Genomic DNA, 16,762 nt, shown 5'->3' with positions numbered 1-16,762 from the left:
GCTCTTCTCCCGGGCGCCCCCTCCCGGCCGGCGGAAACGGCCCGCTTCCGTTTCCGCCCCTTCAACCTCTCCACAAGAGAGGGCTTTCGCGGATATTCCTGGCCCGGTCCCGGTCGGCTTGGGCGGCGCAGCATGCTACACTGGCCGGCAGAACCGTCCGCCGAAGGGATACCCCATGAGTGACGCAGCGACCCTGAACCCGGCCACCCGCCTGAAGCCGGGTGTCGTCTCCGGCAAGGACTATGCGACGCTGGTCGCGGCCTGCAAGGCCGGCGGCTATGCCCTGCCCGCCGTGAACGTGGTCGGCAGCGACAGCATCAACGCGGTGATGGAAGCCGCCGCGAAGAACAAGTCCGACGTCATCATCCAGCTTTCCAATGGCGGCGCCCGCTTCATGGCCGGCGAAGGCTGCCCCGACGCCGCCAAGGCGCGCGTCCTGGGCGCCGTTTCCGCCGCGCAGCACGTGCACCTGCTGGCCGAGCAGTACGGCATCTGCGTGGTGCTGCACACCGACCATGCCGACCGCAAGCTGGTGCCCTGGGTCGATGCGCTGATTGACCACAGCGAGGCGCATTTCGCCAAGGCGGGCAAGCCGCTCTTCTCCTCGCACATGCTCGACCTCTCGGAAGAGGCGCTGGAGCCGAATGTCGAGGAATGCGTGCGCGTGCTGAAGCGCATGGCGCCGATGGGCATGAGCCTGGAGATCGAGCTGGGCGTGACCGGCGGCGAGGAGGACGGCATCGGCCACGAGCTGGAGGAGTCCGCCGACAACGCGCATCTCTACACCCAGCCCGAGGACGTGCTCTACGCCTATGAGAAGCTGAGCCCGCTCGGCCACTTCACCGTGGCGGCCTCCTTCGGCAACGTCCACGGCGTCTATGCGCCGGGCAACGTGAAGCTGCGGCCGGAGATCCTGAAGTCCTCGCAGGCGCTGGTGTCCGAGCGGCATGGCGGCGGAGCCAAGCCGCTGAACCTCGTCTTCCACGGCGGCTCCGGCTCCGAGAAGGAGAAGATCCACGAGGCGGTGAGCTATGGCGTGTTCAAGATGAACATCGACACGGACATGCAGTTCGCCTTCGCCAAGCCGGTGGGCGACTATGTGAAGGCGAACCCGAAGGCCTTCGAGTTCCAGGTCGATCCGGAGACCGGCAAGCCCTACAAGAAGCTCTACGACCCGCGGAAGTGGCTGCGCGCAGCCGAGCTCGGCATCGTCGCCCGTCTGGATGAGGCCTTCGCCGACCTCGGCTCCAAGGGCAAGAGCATCGCCGGCTGACCGTACCGCCCCGATAAGGTGAGGATGGCGCCGTCCCGGTCCGGGGCGGCGCCATCCTCGTTTCAGACGGGTTGCCCAGGCCTTGGCGCCGGGCCCGTTTCCAACCCCGGGCGCAGGAAACACACCGTCTCCGCGCTGGCAGCCCTGGCGTGCTCCGGCATCAGCGCGCACCGGCGAACCGGGTCCAGGAGCCGCAGGGTCCTGGCGGGCAGAGGGGCTCGGGGGACTGAGGCACTGCCTCAGCCGAAGCCTTGCCCCCCGATCCACCCGTGTCAGCCCTTCGGATGCTCCAGAAAGAAGCGCAGCATCTCGCGCGAGGCGTCGGGGCCTTTCGGATCGGTGTAGGAGCCGTCGGGCGAGCCGCCGGACCAGGCATGGCCGCCGCCATGGACCAGCCATTGCTCCAGCGGGTGCCGGCCGCTGCCATCGGCATAGAGCGTGCGGCGCCAGGCATGGCCGTTGGGCACCCGGCCTTCCTCCACCCGCATGCGCCAGTCCACCGGCAGGCTGCGCTGCAGCTGCTCGATGATCTGGTCGCCGTTGCGCGGGTTCACCGTGCTGTCGCCATCGGCGTGGAAGACGATGGTGGGCACGAGGCGCGCGCCCGCCCCGGCCGGAGGCGCCGGCAGGCCGGCCGCGCCCTGGCGCATGGCGGAAAGGGCCGAGGGCAGGTCGCGCGCGGCACCGCAGCCCAGGCCGGAATGCACCCCGGCCGCGGCGAAGAGATCCGGGTAGCGGGTGGCCAGGATCGCCGCCGCCGCACCGCCGGCCGAAAGCCCCGCGACATAGACGCGGCTCGGGTCGGCGCCGTCCTCGCGCAGGATCTCGCGCGCCATGCCGGCGATCAGGCCGGGTTCGCCGGCGTCGCGCTGCTGGTCGCCGGGGCGGAACCAGTTCCAGCAGCGCTGCATGTTGGCGCTGCCGGACTGGGCCGGATAGGCGACCAGGAAGCCCTTCTCCTCGGCGAGCTGGTTCATGCGCGTGCCGGCGGCGAAGTCCTCCGCCGACTGGGTGCAGCCATGCAGCATCACCAGCAGGGGCATGGGCCCCGTGCCACGCCTGGCGGGGATGTAGAGGCGGTAGGCGAGGCGACCACCCTCGCCCTCGAAGCTGCGGGCGAGGAACTGCGCGCCCTCCGGGGCCGGGGGCTGCGGGGCCTCGGGGGCGGACCAGCCGCCCTGGAGCATGCCGGGCAGGCGGCCGGGGAGCTCCGTCAGGCCGCGCAGCGCCCCGGGCAGGCCGGAAAGGATCTGCTTCGCCATGGCCCCGGCCTCGGCCAGGCCGGCGGCTCCGCCGGGCTTGCCGGCTGCTCCATCCGAGGATGACCCAAGGGTGGACGGCCGGGAGGGAGCCGGGCCGGGGCGTGGTCCGGGGGATGCCCCGCCGGAGCCTGGCTGGCCCGGGTCCGGCTGGCCAGGGGTTGCCTCGCCCGTCAGGTGCCGGCGCAGCAGCGCCGTCGCCTCGCTGAGCCGTCCGTCACGCGTGAGGCGCGCGGCCTCGGCAATTTCGCGCGGTAGGATGCTGGTCATCTCGGCTGTCTTCTCCTGGCCAGGGCAGGACGCGGCCGGGGCCGCCGCCTGTCCGGGAAGGGGGTGGTTGGGAAAGCTTCGTGGAGCGGGCGTTCAGCCCATCCGGTCGGCCAGGGCCGCCTTCACGGCCGCGCTCGCCTGGAAGGCACCGAGCACGGTGACGGAGTCGATGGTGGCGCGGGCCAGGTCCGGGGACACATCCGCGGCGATGCTGGCCAGTCCGACGACGTGGAGGCGTAGGGTCTGCCCCGAGTCGCGGAGGCGTTCCAGCTCGGCCCGGCCGAGGTGGCGCGTGCCGAGGTCGAATTGCTGCCGCGCCACCGATTGCCGCGTCGCCTCGGCATGGCGCTCCAGCTGGTTGCGGATGGCGGTGCGGATGAAGTCCGTCCGGGTGGAATAGAAGCCGTCCCGGACCAGCAGGTCGATGTGGCCAAGATCGACGGGGCCGAGATTGATCGTGATCTTCTCGGTCTCGCCACCGCTACGCGGCCTCAGGCTGTGAAGCTCGGCTGACATCCAAGTACCATCCTATTACCATCCGACGGGATGGTATCTGGCGATGCGGCATGGATCTTCAAGGGGCACGATGTTGCAGCGCAGCAGGAGGCATCAGGTTGCCGAGGCATGACGGCGTTGCAGCCGGGGGGCGCTTCCCAGGGCGGCGCCCCGGTGCTGCAAATGGCGGCCATGACCGACCTGACCCGGCGGATCGACCGCCTCCTCGCCGCCCCTGCCGCCATCGCCCCGTCCTTCGCGGCGGATGGGCGGCTGTACTTCCTCAACGACGCCGATGGATCGGCACAGGTCTGGGAGATTCCGGCCGGCGGCGGCGAGGCGCGGCCGCGCAGCGCGCATCGCGATCCGGTCGCCTTCGTGGCGGGCAGCCCGGCGGATGGGGGCGCGGTCTTCGGGCGCGACACGGCGGGGGATGAACGGGTGCAGCTCTATGCCCTGCCGCCAGAGGGGGAGGCGCGGGCGCTGACGGCAAATCCGAGGGCCATCCATGGTTGGGGCGCCTTCTCGCCGGATGGGACACGGATCGCCTGCACCGCCAACAGCCGCGACCCGGCGCATACGGACCCGGTGGTGATCGACCTCGCCAGTGGCGAGGCGTGGCGGGCCCATGAGGTCGAGGGGCCGCACGAGCTGCGCGGCTGGACGCCGGACGGGCAGGCGCTGGTGCTGGCCGTGGCGCCGCGGACCTTCGAGGACAGTTTGCTGCGCGTGCCGCTCGACGGCGGCGCGGTGGAGGCGCTGGCGCCGCACGAGGGCGACTGGCGGCATCTCTTCCCGCGCTGGAAGCGGGATGGCAGCGGCTTCTGGCTGGTGACCGACCGGGAGCGGGACTTCCTGGGCGCGGCCTTCATGGCGCCGGGCGGGGAACCGCGCTTCCTGTACGCGCCCGAGGCGGATCTGGAGGCGATGGAGGTCTCGCCCGACCAGTCCATCCTGGCAGTGGTGGTGAACGAGGGCGGCTGGTCGCGGCTGCGCCTGGTGGATGCTGCCACCGGGGCCGTGCTGGAGGAGCCGGCGCATCCGCGCGGGGTGATCACGAAGATCAGCTGGCGCAAGGACGGGCGGGCCGTGGGTTTCGACCTCGCCCGGCCGACCGCGCCGGGGACGATCTGGCTGGCGGAGCGTGGCAGCGCGGCGCGGATGATCTTCGCCGCCAGCCCGGCGCCGGAGGGGATGCGGGACTGGGAGACGGTGTCCTTCCCGACCTTCGACGGGCGCGAGGTGCCGGCCTATCTCGCGCTGCCGGCCGGAACGCCGCCCGCGGGCGGATGGCCGGTGCTGCTCTGGGTCCATGGCGGGCCGGAGGGACAGGCGCGGCCGAACTGGCGGCCGGACCTGCAGACGGTGCTCTCGCTCGGCATCGCCGTGGTGGTGCCGAACGTGCGCGGCAGCACCGGCTATGGCCGCGCCTATGCGGCGCTGGATGACCGCGAGCTGCGGCTGGACAGCGTGCGCGACCTGGCGGCGGCGCATGGCTGGATCGGCGGGCAGCCGGGGCTGGACGGGTCGCGCATCGCCATCATGGGCCAGAGCTACGGCGGCTGGATGGTGCTGGCGGCGGTGACGGAATACCCGGAACTCTGGGCGGCGGGGGTGGACTATTACGGCATCGCGAACTGGAAGACCTTCTTCGAGCGCACCGGGCCCTGGCGCGTCGGGCACCGCGCGGCGGAATACGGCGACCCGGTAAAGGACGCGGCACTGCTGGAACGGCTCTCGCCGCTGCACCGCGCCGACCGCATCGCCTGCCCGATGCTGGTGGCGCAGGGCCTGACCGATCCGCGCGTGCCGCCCTATGAGAGCGAGCAGATCGTGGCGGCGCTGAAGGCACGGGACGTGCCGGTGGAATACGTGGTCTTCCCCGACGAAGGCCACGGCTTCCTCAAGCGCGACAACAAGCGGCGGATCTATGGCGCCGTGGCGCACTTCCTGCGCGAGCATCTGCGGGCCTGAGCGGCACGGTTTCCGGAGGAAAGGCGCGCCCTTTCCTCCGGCCTCGCCCTACCCTGGCATCGCGCTTGCTGGCAGCCTGCCCCGTTCGGACGGGTCCGAAGGGAGAGTAGAGCGATGAGTTGGTGGCGAAGAAGCCTTCTGGCGGCGGCGGCGGTTCTCGTCTCGGCCCTGGCGGTGCCCGCGGGGCCGGTGCGGGCGAAGACGATCAACGCCGTGCTGGAGGCGGAGATCGTCACGCTCGATCCGCATTTCATCGGTGCCTACATCACGCGCACCTTCGGCTACATGGTGTTCGACACGCTCTTCGCGCCGGACGGCAAGGGCAACATCCAGCCGCAGATGGTGCAGTCCTGGACCATCTCCGACAACAGGCTGACCTGGGACTTCACGCTGCGCGACGGGCTGAGGTTCCATGACGGCGCGCCGGTCACGGGCGAGGACGTGGTCGCCTCGCTGAAGCGCTGGGGCACGCGCAGCGCGCTGGGCGGGCGGCTGCTGAAGGTGGCGGCCTCGCTGGAGGCGACGGGCGCGAAGAGCTTCCGGCTGGTGCTGAAGGAGCCCTACGGCCTCGTGCTCGACACGCTGGGCACGACATCGAGCCCGACGCCCTTCATCATGCCGGCCCGCATCGCGGCGAACACGCCGGGCAGCACGCAGGTGACGGAGATCGTGGGCTCCGGCCCCTTCGTCTACAGCAAGGCGGACCACCGGCCGGGCGACCGGATGCTGCTGCGGAAGAATCCGGACTACATCCCGCGTCCCGAGCCGGCGGACTTCCTGGCCGGCGGGCATGTGGTGAAGGTCGATGCGCTGGACATCCGCGTGGTGCCGGATGGCGCCACGGCGGCAGCGGCGTTGCAGCAGGGCGAGATCGACTACATGCAGTACGCGCCCTTCGACCTGCTGCCGGTGATGGAGAAGGACCGGCAGCTCAAGGTGCTGGACTTCAGCGGGCCGCACATGTTCACCGGGCACTACCGCATCAACACCGCCGCCAGGCCCTTCGACGACCCGGCGATCCGCCGCGTGCTGCTGCGGCTGGTGGACCAGAAGGAGGTGATCGCGGGGCTGGGCCTCGACAGCCGCTACGGCCAGAGCTGCGACGCCTTCTTCATCTGCGGCTCGACCAACGAGACGCATGCCGGCACGGCGCTGCTGCAGGACCCGTCGATCGAGGCCGCCGCCCGCGCGCTGAAGGAAACGAAGTACGACGGCACGCCGGTCGTGGTGATGATCGCCAGCGACCTGGAGGCGCCGCGCGTGGCCTCGCAGATCCTGGCCGACCGGCTGGCGCGGGCTGGGTTCAAGGTGGACGCGCAGATGACGGACTGGGCGACGCTGCTGGCCCGCCGCACGCAGCGCACGGGCTGGAGCGTCTATGGCGTGCATGCTCTGGGGCTCGACCTGTCCTCGCCGCTGACCAATTCGGTGATCAACTTCAACTGCACGGATTCCGCCACGGCGGGCTTCATGTGCGACCAGCGTCTGGTGCCGCTCTTCGACGAGTTCGCCCGCGCGCCGACGCGCGAGGCGCAGCGCGAGGTGGCGGGGAAGATCCAGACCATCGTCTACGAGCAGGGGCTCGGCATCCCCTTCGGGCAGTTCGCGCAGCCGGCGGCCTATCGTGCCAATCTGAGCGGCGTGATCCCCTCCGCCATCCCGCTCTTCTGGAACATCGGGAAGAACTGACATGTACGACGTGATCGTGGTGGGCGCCGGCTCGGCCGGTGCCCCGGTGGCCGCCCGGCTGTCCGAGGATTCGCACCGCAAGGTGCTGCTGCTGGAGGCGGGGCGCGACTGGCGCTCCGCCGAAGCGCCGCACGAGCTGCGCAGCGCCAACATCATCCCCTTCATGCACGACCCCGCCTATCAGGCGAAGTGGCAGTGGCCGGGGCTGATGACCCGCCGCACCAGGGCGCAGGAACCCAGGTTCTACTGGCGCGGCAAGGCGCTCGGCGGCTCCTCCACGGTGAATGCGCAGATCGCCATCCGCGGTGTGCCGCAGGCCTTCGACGGCTGGGCCGAGGCGGGCTGCGAGGGCTGGGCGGCGGAGGACGTGCTGCCGCTCTTCGACCGGATCGAGGACGATGCCGACACCGGCACGACGCCGGGTGTGCGGCGCGGCGGGCCGCTGCCGGTCTATCGCGCGCCCTTCGACCAATGGGGCGTGGTGGACCTGGCGCTGCGCGACGCCGGGCTGGCCGAGGGCTATCCCTGGAAGGCCGACCTGAACGCGCCGACGGGCGAGGGCATCTCCTGCAACCCGATCAACAGCCGCGATGGCCGGCGCGTCACCACCAATGACGGCTATCTGGAGCCGGCGCGCGGGCGGGCGAACCTGGAGATCCGCGGCGAGGCCCTGGTGGACAAGGTGCTCTTCGAGGGAAGCCGCGCCGTGGGCGTGCGGGTGCGCTTCGGCGGCGGGGCCTGGGAGGAGATCCGGGCAAAGGAGATCGTGCTCTGCGCCGGCGCGATCCACAGCCCCGCCATCCTGATGCGCTCCGGCATCGGGCCGGCGGCGAGGCTGCGGGCGCTGGGCATCCCCGTGCTGTTCGACCAGCCGGCCACCGGGCAGAACCTGATGGACCACCCGATCCTGCGCGCCACGCTGAAGCTGAAGCCGGAGCACCGCGCCACCGGCCTGGATGCGCGCCACACGAACTGCTGCCTGACCTACAGCAGCAACCTGGGCGGCGGCGGCGAGCGCGACATGATCATGATCGCCTACAACCACCGTGGCGCGATCACGCCGGAGCCGGGGCCGGAAGGCGCCATCGGCGCGGCCCTCTACGACGCCTATTCGCGCGGCTCGCTGGAACTGGTCTCGGCCGATCCGGAAGCCAATCCGTTGGTGGAGGAGAACATGCTGGACCACCCGGACGACCGGCTGCGCCTGCGCGACGCGGTGCGGCGCCTGGCGCGCATCACCCGGCAGCCCGCCGTGGCGGATCTCTGCGACGGCATCACCTTCGGCGAGAGCCCGTTGACGATGGAACAGGCCGCCGCCCTGCCCGATGGCGAGCTGGACGCGCTGATGCTGCGGGAGGCGGGCGACATCCAGCACGCCGCCGGCACCTGCAGGATGGTGGCCTATGAAGACCCGCGCGGCGTGGTGAACCCGGACCTGACCGTGAAGGGAGTGGGCGGGCTGCGCGTCGCCGATGCCTCGATCATGCCGACCGACTGCCGCGCCAACCTGCACTTCACCTGCGTCATGATCGGCGAGAACCTCGCCCGGCGCATGCGGGCGGAGGGCTGATCCGGGCGGTGTTCGGTGCTGCGGCCCTTCTGCGCGATCCGCGTCAGGCCCCCTCGGCGATCCCGCGCAGCCGGGCCGGGTCGCGCAGGCGCAGCCCGGCCCGCGAGGGCTCGACCAGCCCCTGCTGGCGGAACTCGGTGAGCAGGTGGTTCACCCTCGGCCGGGTGGCGGCGGACAGGGAGGCGATCTGCGCCTGGGGCAGCCTGACGAGACCCGTGGGCTCCACGGCGGCGAGGCGCAGGAGGACCGCGGCCAGCCGCTGACGCAGGCTATGCAGCCCGATCGCCTCCACCTGGTCGCTCGAATGCCGCAGGCGGGCGGCCAGGGTACGCAGCAGGGCCCCGGCGAAGGCCACGTCCGTCGCGATCAGCGGCGCCACGTCGTCATGCCGCATCAGCAGCGCCGAGACCGGCGTGAAGGTCGTCGCATCGGCGCTGCGCGGGCCGCCATCCACCATGGCCAGTTCGCCGATCGGCTCGCCCCGGCCGACCAGCGCCAGGGAAAGCTCGCGGCCATCGGCGGTGGACAGGTGCACCCGCACCAGCCCGTCCAGCACGATCAGCAGGCCCTCCCCCGCATCGCCACGGCGGAAAAGCGTCCGGCCGGACGGATAGTGGACAGGCCGCGCGATCCCGGTCAGCCGCTCCTTCGCGGGGGCCGGAACCAGGGCCAGAAAGGCCACGCCATCGAGAAGGCGGCGCGTATCCGGATGGAATGCCATGACGCGTCCATGCCCGCTTCTGACTGGAGAAGGCCCCGGATCGGCCCCCGCCCGGGAATGGGCCCGGCGGAACGGCTGGCCGGTGCGAAGCCGTGCGACCGGGAAGGCGCGTCCCTGTCCCGGTCGCGGGAGTTCAGGGACGGGGATGCTAGCGCGGCCGGGAGGCGGGCTTCAACGTTTCGATTTTGCACTGTTCCTTGCGGGACAGCGGGGGCCGGCGCGGGGGAGCAAGGATGGGGACCTCGCAACAACATTCATGGGAGCCCACGTCCATGCGCACCACCCTCTTCGCCGCCGGCCTGGCCCTGTCGCTGCCCTTCTGGACCATGGCCGCACGGGCCGAGAGCCCGGATTTCTCCAACGATGCCTCAAGCCGGACCTTCGGCTCCGCCCGCTACGAGCGGACATCGCGCACCGATCTCGGCTCCTCGCCGACGGATTTCAGCAATACGGGGTCCAGCAGCGTCGATGCACGGTACGGCGAGGTCGCCGAGCAGATGAACACGACGGCGAACATGCCGGGCGCATCGCCCACCGACTTCAGCGAGGCCGGCTCCAGTGCCGGACGGAGCCCCGGAGCCCCGTTCCGTTCGCCGCTTCGCGACTTCGCGGAACGGTAGCCGCCGCTGCCGGACCGGGCGGTCCGCGAGGGCCGCCCCCATGGCGCCGGAGGGGCCGGGGAACACTCCCCGGCCCGGTTCTCCCGTTCCGCCGCCGCCGGGCGGGCCGGCTCCGGCGCTACTCCGCCGGGGCGGTGGCGGCGCGTTCCAGGGCGCGGTTGTGTCCCAGGACGAGGATCAGCACGATCGACATGACCGGCAGGGCGGCCAGGAAGAGCAAGCCGTAGTAGTCCGCGCCGGTGCGGTCCCTGATGATGCCGAAGATCTGGGGGCCGAAATAGCCGCCGAGATTGCCGACCGAGTTGATCCAGGCGATGCCGGCCGCGGCGGCGGTGCCGCTGAGCACGGCGGTCGGCAGCGTCCAGAAGATCGGCAGGGCGGAGAAGATGCCGAAGCTGGCCAGCGCCAGGGCCAGGATCTTCAGCGTCAGGTCCGGCGTGCTGGCGGCCAGGATGAGGCCCACGGTGACGCAGAACGCGGCGAAGATCGTGCTCCACTTCCGGTCGCCGGTGCGGTCGGAGAAATAGCCCCAGAGCACCATGCTGATGGCGCCCACCGCATAGGGGAAGGCGTTGAGGAAGCCGAGCTGGACGTTGGAGATCTCGCCCACCGCCTTGAGGATCTGCGGCTGGAAGAAGCCCAGCGCGTAGAGCGGCGAGACCAGGCCGAGATAGATCAGCCCATAGCCCAGCACGCGCGGGTTCAGCAGGGTCTGCCACCATTCCATGCGGTGGACGGCCTCCCGCGTCTGCTGCTCGGCGCGGAGCTGGCGGTCCAGCCATTCCTTCTCGTCCGGCTCCAGCCACTTCGCCTCGGCGGGACGGTCGGTCAGGTACCAGAGCACGCCGCCGGTCAGCAGCAGGGCGGGGATGGCCTCGATGATGAACATCCACTGCCAGCCATGCAGCCCCCAGATCCCGTCCATGTTCAGCAGGTAGCCCGAGATGGGCGAGCCGATGGCCGAGGAGAAGGGAATGGCGAACATGAACCAGCCGATGATCCGCCCGCGATAGGCGGAGGGGAACCAGAGCGTCAGGTAGAAGATCACGCCGGGGAAGAAGCCGGCCTCGGCGGCGCCGAGCAGGACGCGGACGATGTTGAAGCTGGTCTCGCCGGTCACGAAGGCCTGAGCGCCGGAAAGCAGGCCCCAGGTGAACATGATGCGGGCGATCCAGAGCCGCGCGCCGAAGCGGTTGAGCGCGAGGTTGCTCGGCACCTCGAAGACGAAATAGGCCAGGAAGAAGATGCCCGCCGCCGTGCCGAAGGCGGTGGCGGAGAGGCCCAGTTCGGCCCGCATCGCGGGGCCGGCGAAGCCGACGTTCACGCGGTCCAGATAGGAGATGAAGTAGCAGACGATCAGGAAGGGGATCAGCCGCCAGGCCACCTTCCGCATCGTCCGTTGCTCGACGGATGCCATGTGTTTCCTCCAATGCCCCCCGTTCTGCGATGCTCTCCCGGCGATGCGGGAAAGGCGCTCTCGGGGAGACGCTTGAAAAGGACGCTATCAGCCGTCGCGGGGGACGGAAAGCGGCAAGCGGCGGGCGGGATAGCCTCATCCCGGAACGGCCACTCCACCAGGGCGGCAGGCGGAACACCGGCCTCCATTCCATCAACGCCGCCCGGCCGGGCACCGCCACGGAAAGCAGGATTGGCGGCGCGCCGAAGACGCCCTATCCGCGCACCGCCCGGGCAGGAACCTCCAAGGGGTCGGGGCCATAGCGGTTCGGGCCCCGGATGCCGTCGCGGCAGCACAGGCTGATGAACAGCCACAGCCAGCCGATGAGGGGCAACAGCAGCAGGAGGTTCCACCAGCCGCTGCGCCCCCGGTCGTGCCACCTCTTCGTCATGCCCGCGAGGCCGGGCAGCCAGGAGAGCCATAGCCACACGCCGGTGATCGGCCCACCGGGGTAGAAGACGTAGCTCTGCTCGAAGCGCCAGGCCTCCGCGGCCTGCACCGCGGGGATGGGCGAGGGCACCGGCTGCCAGGTTGGCGCGCCGAAGATCGCCGCGTCCAGCCCGACGAAGAGCCAGTACAGGACGAAGAGCGGCAGGATATAGGCCATCCAGTAGCGACCGAGCGATACCCGCCCCCGGAAGCTGACCCAGCGCAGCAGCAGCACGATTCTCTCCGATCGGATGCCTCGTCCACCAACTTCTGGGCAGGGTCAACCTCCAGTTGCCCGGCGGCGTGCTCCTGAGCGTCCCGCCTCGTCCCGGCAATCCGGCCGGACAGCCCGGGATGGCCCCCCTTCCTTGCACGGCAAACCAATTCGCATCCGGCAGTGGACTTAAATGACAAGCCTGTTATGTGATACTGATTATTAGTATCATACACTCTGAGGGAAGTTTCAGTGCCGCGCCGCCTCGTCACGCCCTGCTGCCGACGCAGCAGCGTCTCTCCGCTCGTCCTGCTCGCCGCCGTCGCCATCCCCACGAACCTTGCCAGGGCACAAGACGCCGGAAGCTCCACCGTCACGCTGCCGGAAGTCAGTGTGCAGGGCCGGACGGAGACCGGCTCCAGCCCGGTGCGCGGATTCGTGGCCGGGGTCAGCGCCTCCGGCACCAAGACCGACACGCCGATCATCGAGACGCCGCAGTCGATCTCCGTGATCACCGCCGACGAGATCCGGGCGCGCGATGCGCTGAACCTGAACCAGGCGCTGCGCTACACGACGGGGGTGGTGCCGGAGACGCGCGGCTCGGCGGCCGTGCGGCTCGACCAGATGACGATCCGCGGCTACTCCCCAGCGCAGTTCCTGGACGGCATGCGGCTCGCCGGCGGGCGTGACGCCAATCCCAGCCTCGACACCTACCGGCTGGAGCGGATCGACGTCCTGCGCGGCCCGGCCTCGGTCCTGTTCGGCACCACGCCGCCCGGCGGGCTGATCAACGCCGTCAGCAAGCGGCCCACCGAGGAGCGGATCAGGGAGGTGCTGCTGCAGGCCGGCACGCGCGACTATGTCCGCTTCGCGGGCGATGTCAGCGGCAAGCTGGACGAGCGGGGAGAGTGGCTCGGGCGCTTCATCGGCTCCTATGCCGAGGGCGATGGCGAGCTCGACGAGACACGGGTGCGGCGGTACTTCTTCACTCCCTCGCTGACCTGGCGCCCGGATGCCGATACGCGCATCACGCTGCTCGGACACTACCAGCGCGACCCGGAGGCCGGCTCCTATGGCGGCGTGCCGGCCTGGGGCTCGGCGCTGCCGAATCCGAACGGGCGGATCCGCATGCGCTACTACGACGGCGACCCGGATTTCGAGCGCCTGAACCGCGAGCACTACCAGATCGGCTATCTGGCGGAGCGTCGGATCAACGACGTCTTCACCGTGCGGCAGAACTTCCGCTACATGCACACGAAGGGGACGTACCGCAGCCTCTACGGCTCGGCGGTGACACCGGACATGCTGCAGACGGTCCGCTCGGTCTACGGCACGGACGCGGATTTCGACGTCTTCAACATCGACAACCAGGTCCAGGCGAATTTCGACACCGGGCCGGTGCAGCACACGGTCCTCGGCGGCTACGACTACACGCGCATCCTGCAGGACACCTATACCGGCTCCACCGCCTACAACACGGCGGCAGGGGCCCGGATCCGGCGGCAGAGCCTGTTCGACCCGATCTACCGCGGACAGAACACCGTCTGGCCGGGCTTCAGCACCTATTCCAGCCAGCGCACCAACCAGAGCGGCGTCTATCTCCAGGACCAGTTGAAGCTGGGCAAGCTGGTCGTCCTGCTCGGCGGTCGGCGCGACTGGTACGATGCCACCACCGAGAACCGGTCGGTGGCGACGGACCGGCTGACCAGCAACCCGCGCCAGACGAACGACGCCTATACCGGCCGCGCCGGGGCCGTGTACCTCTTCGACAACGGCCTCGCGCCCTATGTCAGCTACACGGAAGGCTTCGAGCCATCGAGCGGCACGGACCGTTTCCTGAAGCCCTTCGAGCCCATCACGTCGCGCCAGTACGAGGCCGGGCTGCGCTACGCACCGCCCGGCAGCGGGCTGCTGTTCAGCGCCGCGGTCTATGACCTGGTGCGGCAGAACGTGCTGACCACGGACCCGGTCAACCCGAACTACAGCGTGCAGGCGGGCGAGACACGCTCACGCGGCGTCGAGCTGGAGGCCAAGGGCGAGCTGGGGAACGGGCTGAGCTTCACCGCCGCCTATGCCTATCTCGACATGGAATACACCAAGAGCAACACCACGACGCGGCGGGACTACGGGATCTATCCGGCGGTGGCGGGCTCGACCGGCCCCACGGTGAGCCTGGAGGGGAAGGTGCCGTATGCGCAGCCGAAGCACACCGCCTCGGCCTGGCTCGACTACACCGTGCCGGCGGAAAGCGGCTTCCTGTCCGGGCTCGGCCTGGGCGGCGGCATGCGCTATCTCGGCCCGAGCTGGGGCGACGACGCCAACACCTTCAAGGTGAAGGGCGTGACGCTGTTCGACGCGGCCCTGCGCTACGACCTCGGCCAGGCGATGCAGGAGCTGAAGGGCATGCAGGCGGCGGTGAACATCGATAACCTCGCCGACACGCGCTATGTCTCGAGCTGCTACGGCTATGCCTGGTGCTGGTACGGCTATGGCCGCACGGTCACCGGCTCCGTCCGGTATCGCTTCTGACCGTGGCGGCGATGCGGCGGGGCGGCACCCTTCCCTCCGTCCCCTGGCTGCGGCCCGTCAGGGAGATGGGGCCGGAGGGACGCCGCAGGCTGGATATCCTCCTGCGCGTCCTGGCGGCCCTGCCCGGCGGCTATGCCCTGTCCGCCCTCTTCGCCACCGCCGTCGCCACGCTGCCCATGGCGCGCATGGACGCGGTGCTGGCGGGGATGATGGGGAGCTTCGCGGTCCATGCCGGCGCGATCGTCTGGGTCTTCGCCGCGGGCTCGGCCCTGCGCGCCTGGATCGGCCTCGCCCTCGCGGCGGCGCCGCTTCTCGGCCTGCTCCTGCTTCAGGGGGGTGCATCGTGAAGGACGGGTTCCGCCAGTGCATGGCCTGGCTGCACACCTGGTCTGGCCTGCTGGTCGGCTGGGTCCTCTTCGCCGTCTTCCTGACCGGCACGGCCGCCTATCTGCGGCCCGAGATCTCCTACTGGATGCGGCCGGAAATCGTGCGCTCCACCACCGGCACCCAGGACGCGGCCGTCGCGGCCATGGCCTATCTGCAGGCCGAGGCCCCGCGCTCGCCCGCCTGGTTCATCACCCTGCCCGACGAGCGGGAAGGCGTGACCCGCGTCGCCTGGAGGGCGCCGGCGGCCTCCGGGCGTGGCTTCCGGAGCGCGCTGCTCGATCCCGCCACCGGCCGGCCGGCCGAGGTGCGGGACACCATGGGCGGCGACTTCTTCTACCGCTTCCATTTCGAGCTGCACTACATGAGCGTGCTGTGGGGGCGCTGGATCATCTGCGTCTGCACGCTGTTCATGCTGGTGGCCATCGTCAGCGGCGTCATCACCCACCGCCGCATCTTCGCCGACTTCTTCACCTTCCGCCCCGGCAAGGGCCAGCGTTCCTGGCTGGACGCGCACAATCTCGGCGCCGTGCTCGCGCTGCCCTACCACCTGATGATCACCTATACGGGGCTGGTCATCTTCATGCTGATGCTCATGCCCTGGGGCATCGACCGCTCCTATCCCGGGGGGCGCAACGCCTTCGGCGCCGACCTCTTCGGCAGCCCGCCCGCCGCCCGCCCGTCCGGGCAGGCGGCGCCACCGGTTCCGCTGGCGCCGCTGCTGGAACAGGCCACGCAGCGCTGGCAGGGCGGGCAGGTGGGGCGCATCACGGTGACCAATGCCGGCGACGCCAGCGCCACGGTCCAGCTGGTCCGGCGCGATGCCGACCGCATCTCCACCGCCATGCAGAGCCTGCTCTTCGAGGGCGCGACCGGCAGGCTGATCTCCGCCCAGGACCAGGCGAGCGCCGTGATGGAAACGCGGGGCGTGATGTATGGCCTGCATCTCGGCCGTTTCGCCGGCCCCCTGCTTCGCGGCCTGTTCATCCTGTCCGGCCTCGCCGGCACGGCGATGGTGGCCACGGGCTGCCTGCTTTGGGCCGTCAAGCAGCGGCAGCAGGCTGCGAAGACGGGCGGGCCGGGCCTGGGCACGCGGCTGGTCGAGCACCTGAACCTCGCGGCCATCGGCGGCCTGCCCGTGGCCATGGGGGCCTTCCTCTGGGCCAACCGGCTGCTGCCGGCCGGAATGGACGGGCGCGCCGGGTGGGAGATCCATGTCTTCTTCATCGCCTGGGGCGCCTGCCTCCTGCACCCGCTGCTGCGGCGCGGACGGCGGGGCTGGGTGGACCAGTTCACCCTGGCAGCCCTGCTCTTCGCGGCCCTGCCGGCCGGGAACCTGCTGCTGGGGCAACGCCCCCTGCCGGAGACCCTGGCCCAGGGGGACTGGGTGCGCGCCTGGTTCGATCTCGGCCTGCTGGCCTTCGGCCTGGGCCTGGGCGCCATCGCCTGGAAGGTGGCTCGGCACCGCGCCGCGCCGCCAAGGCCGCGGACCGCCCAAGGCACCCCGGCGGCAACCCTCCCCGCGAAGGCCGGATCATGACCGGCCTGAGCTTGGCCCCGCTGAGCTTGGCTCCCCTGAGCTTCACCCTGGCCTATGCCGGCTTCACCGGGCTCTGCCTGGCGATGGAGCGCCACCACGAGCAGGTCTTCGGGGTACGGCGTATCCCCCGGCGGCGGCGCCTCGGCCTTGCCGCCGGGGGATGGCTGCTACTGGCGGGATCGCTCCTGCCGCTGCTGCCCGCCCATGGGGCCGGGCCCGGCATCACGCTCTGGCTCGGCCTGCTGACCGCGGCAACGCTGATGCTGGCCTTGCTGCTGTCCTACGCCCCGCGCCTGGTGATCGCCCCGGCCGTTGCCGCCCTGGCCGGCTCGGCCCTGC

General features: G+C 70.7%; 14 protein-coding genes. 9 read left to right on the top strand and 5 right to left on the bottom strand.

What is annotated here, in order from left to right; genetic code table 11:
- Positions 1 to 175 precede the first annotated feature (175 nt).
- The gene (fbaA, locus tag ROTAS13_RS07900) at positions 176 to 1,273 is read left to right on the top strand and encodes a class II fructose-bisphosphate aldolase (RefSeq protein ID WP_075822012.1); all 1,098 of its coding nucleotides are present in this window, start codon (positions 176 to 178) and stop codon (positions 1,271 to 1,273) included.
- Positions 1,274 to 1,545: 272 nt separating this feature from the next.
- On the opposite strand, the gene ROTAS13_RS07895 is transcribed toward fbaA, so the two are convergent.
- The gene (locus tag ROTAS13_RS07895; RefSeq protein WP_026033395.1) at positions 1,546 to 2,802 is read right to left on the bottom strand and encodes a PHB depolymerase family esterase; all 1,257 of its coding nucleotides are present in this window, start codon (positions 2,800 to 2,802) and stop codon (positions 1,546 to 1,548) included.
- A 93-nt stretch (positions 2,803 to 2,895) separates the two neighbouring features.
- Positions 2,896 to 3,318, bottom strand: coding sequence for a CopG family transcriptional regulator (locus ROTAS13_RS07890; RefSeq protein ID WP_075822011.1), 423 nt, complete (start codon positions 3,316 to 3,318; stop codon positions 2,896 to 2,898).
- A gap of 108 nt (positions 3,319 to 3,426) precedes the next feature.
- On the opposite strand from ROTAS13_RS07890, the gene ROTAS13_RS07885 reads away from it, so the two are divergent.
- The 3 genes from ROTAS13_RS07885 (at position 3,427) to ROTAS13_RS07875 (ending at position 8,530) form a co-directional block, all read left to right on the top strand.
- Positions 3,427 to 5,271, top strand: coding sequence for a S9 family peptidase (locus ROTAS13_RS07885; RefSeq protein ID WP_226945958.1), 1,845 nt, complete (start codon positions 3,427 to 3,429; stop codon positions 5,269 to 5,271).
- A gap of 114 nt (positions 5,272 to 5,385) precedes the next feature.
- A complete protein-coding gene (locus tag ROTAS13_RS07880) occupies positions 5,386 to 6,960 on the top strand; it encodes an ABC transporter substrate-binding protein (RefSeq protein WP_075822010.1) in 1,575 nt (524 codons plus the stop codon).
- 1 nt (position 6,961) lies between these two features.
- Positions 6,962 to 8,530 (top strand): GMC family oxidoreductase, encoded by a 1,569-nt coding sequence (locus tag ROTAS13_RS07875; protein WP_075822009.1) that lies wholly within the window; start codon positions 6,962 to 6,964, stop codon positions 8,528 to 8,530.
- A 43-nt stretch (positions 8,531 to 8,573) separates the two neighbouring features.
- On the opposite strand, the gene ROTAS13_RS07870 is transcribed toward ROTAS13_RS07875, so the two are convergent.
- Complete coding sequence (locus ROTAS13_RS07870) at positions 8,574 to 9,251, bottom strand: Crp/Fnr family transcriptional regulator (protein WP_019462197.1); 678 nt, start codon at positions 9,249 to 9,251, stop codon at positions 8,574 to 8,576.
- A 272-nt stretch (positions 9,252 to 9,523) separates the two neighbouring features.
- Here ROTAS13_RS07870 and ROTAS13_RS07865 point away from each other — a divergent pair, with 272 nt between their 5' ends.
- Entirely contained in the window at positions 9,524 to 9,871 is a 348-nt protein-coding gene (locus tag ROTAS13_RS07865; RefSeq protein ID WP_075822008.1) for a hypothetical protein, read from the top strand.
- Positions 9,872 to 9,989: 118 nt separating this feature from the next.
- Here ROTAS13_RS07865 and ROTAS13_RS07860 read toward each other — a convergent pair whose 3' ends face one another.
- Together ROTAS13_RS07860 and ROTAS13_RS07855 are read right to left on the bottom strand one after the other, a co-directional pair.
- Entirely contained in the window at positions 9,990 to 11,288 is a 1,299-nt protein-coding gene (locus tag ROTAS13_RS07860) for an MFS transporter (protein WP_026033394.1), read from the bottom strand.
- A gap of 253 nt (positions 11,289 to 11,541) precedes the next feature.
- The gene (locus tag ROTAS13_RS07855) at positions 11,542 to 11,991 is read right to left on the bottom strand and encodes a DUF805 domain-containing protein (RefSeq protein ID WP_019462194.1); all 450 of its coding nucleotides are present in this window, start codon (positions 11,989 to 11,991) and stop codon (positions 11,542 to 11,544) included.
- 231 nt (positions 11,992 to 12,222) lie between these two features.
- Between ROTAS13_RS07855 and ROTAS13_RS07850 the strand changes: the two genes are divergently transcribed.
- From ROTAS13_RS07850 to ROTAS13_RS07835, 4 genes are all read left to right on the top strand, one after another.
- Positions 12,223 to 14,499 (top strand): TonB-dependent siderophore receptor, encoded by a 2,277-nt coding sequence (locus tag ROTAS13_RS07850; protein WP_226945960.1) that lies wholly within the window; start codon positions 12,223 to 12,225, stop codon positions 14,497 to 14,499.
- Positions 14,445 to 14,846, top strand: coding sequence for a DUF3649 domain-containing protein (locus ROTAS13_RS07845; protein WP_244311031.1), 402 nt, complete (start codon positions 14,445 to 14,447; stop codon positions 14,844 to 14,846). The genes ROTAS13_RS07850 and ROTAS13_RS07845 overlap by 55 nt, the downstream gene beginning before the upstream one ends.
- Positions 14,843 to 16,423, top strand: a complete 1,581-nt coding sequence (locus ROTAS13_RS07840) for a PepSY domain-containing protein (RefSeq protein WP_075822007.1) — start codon at positions 14,843 to 14,845, stop codon at positions 16,421 to 16,423. Before ROTAS13_RS07845 ends, ROTAS13_RS07840 begins: the two co-directional genes overlap by 4 nt.
- The coding region (locus ROTAS13_RS07835) for a DUF3325 domain-containing protein (RefSeq protein WP_075822006.1) at positions 16,420 to 16,762 on the top strand (343 nt) is incomplete at its 3' end. The genes ROTAS13_RS07840 and ROTAS13_RS07835, both read left to right, overlap by 4 nt.

The sequence above is a fragment of the Roseomonas sp. TAS13 genome, assembly GCF_001950415.1.
Taxonomy (GTDB): domain Bacteria; phylum Pseudomonadota; class Alphaproteobacteria; order Acetobacterales; family Acetobacteraceae; genus Roseomonas; species Roseomonas mucosa.
The sequence above is the reverse complement of the archived record's forward strand: the minus strand, read 5'-3'. Positions and strand labels throughout refer to the sequence as shown.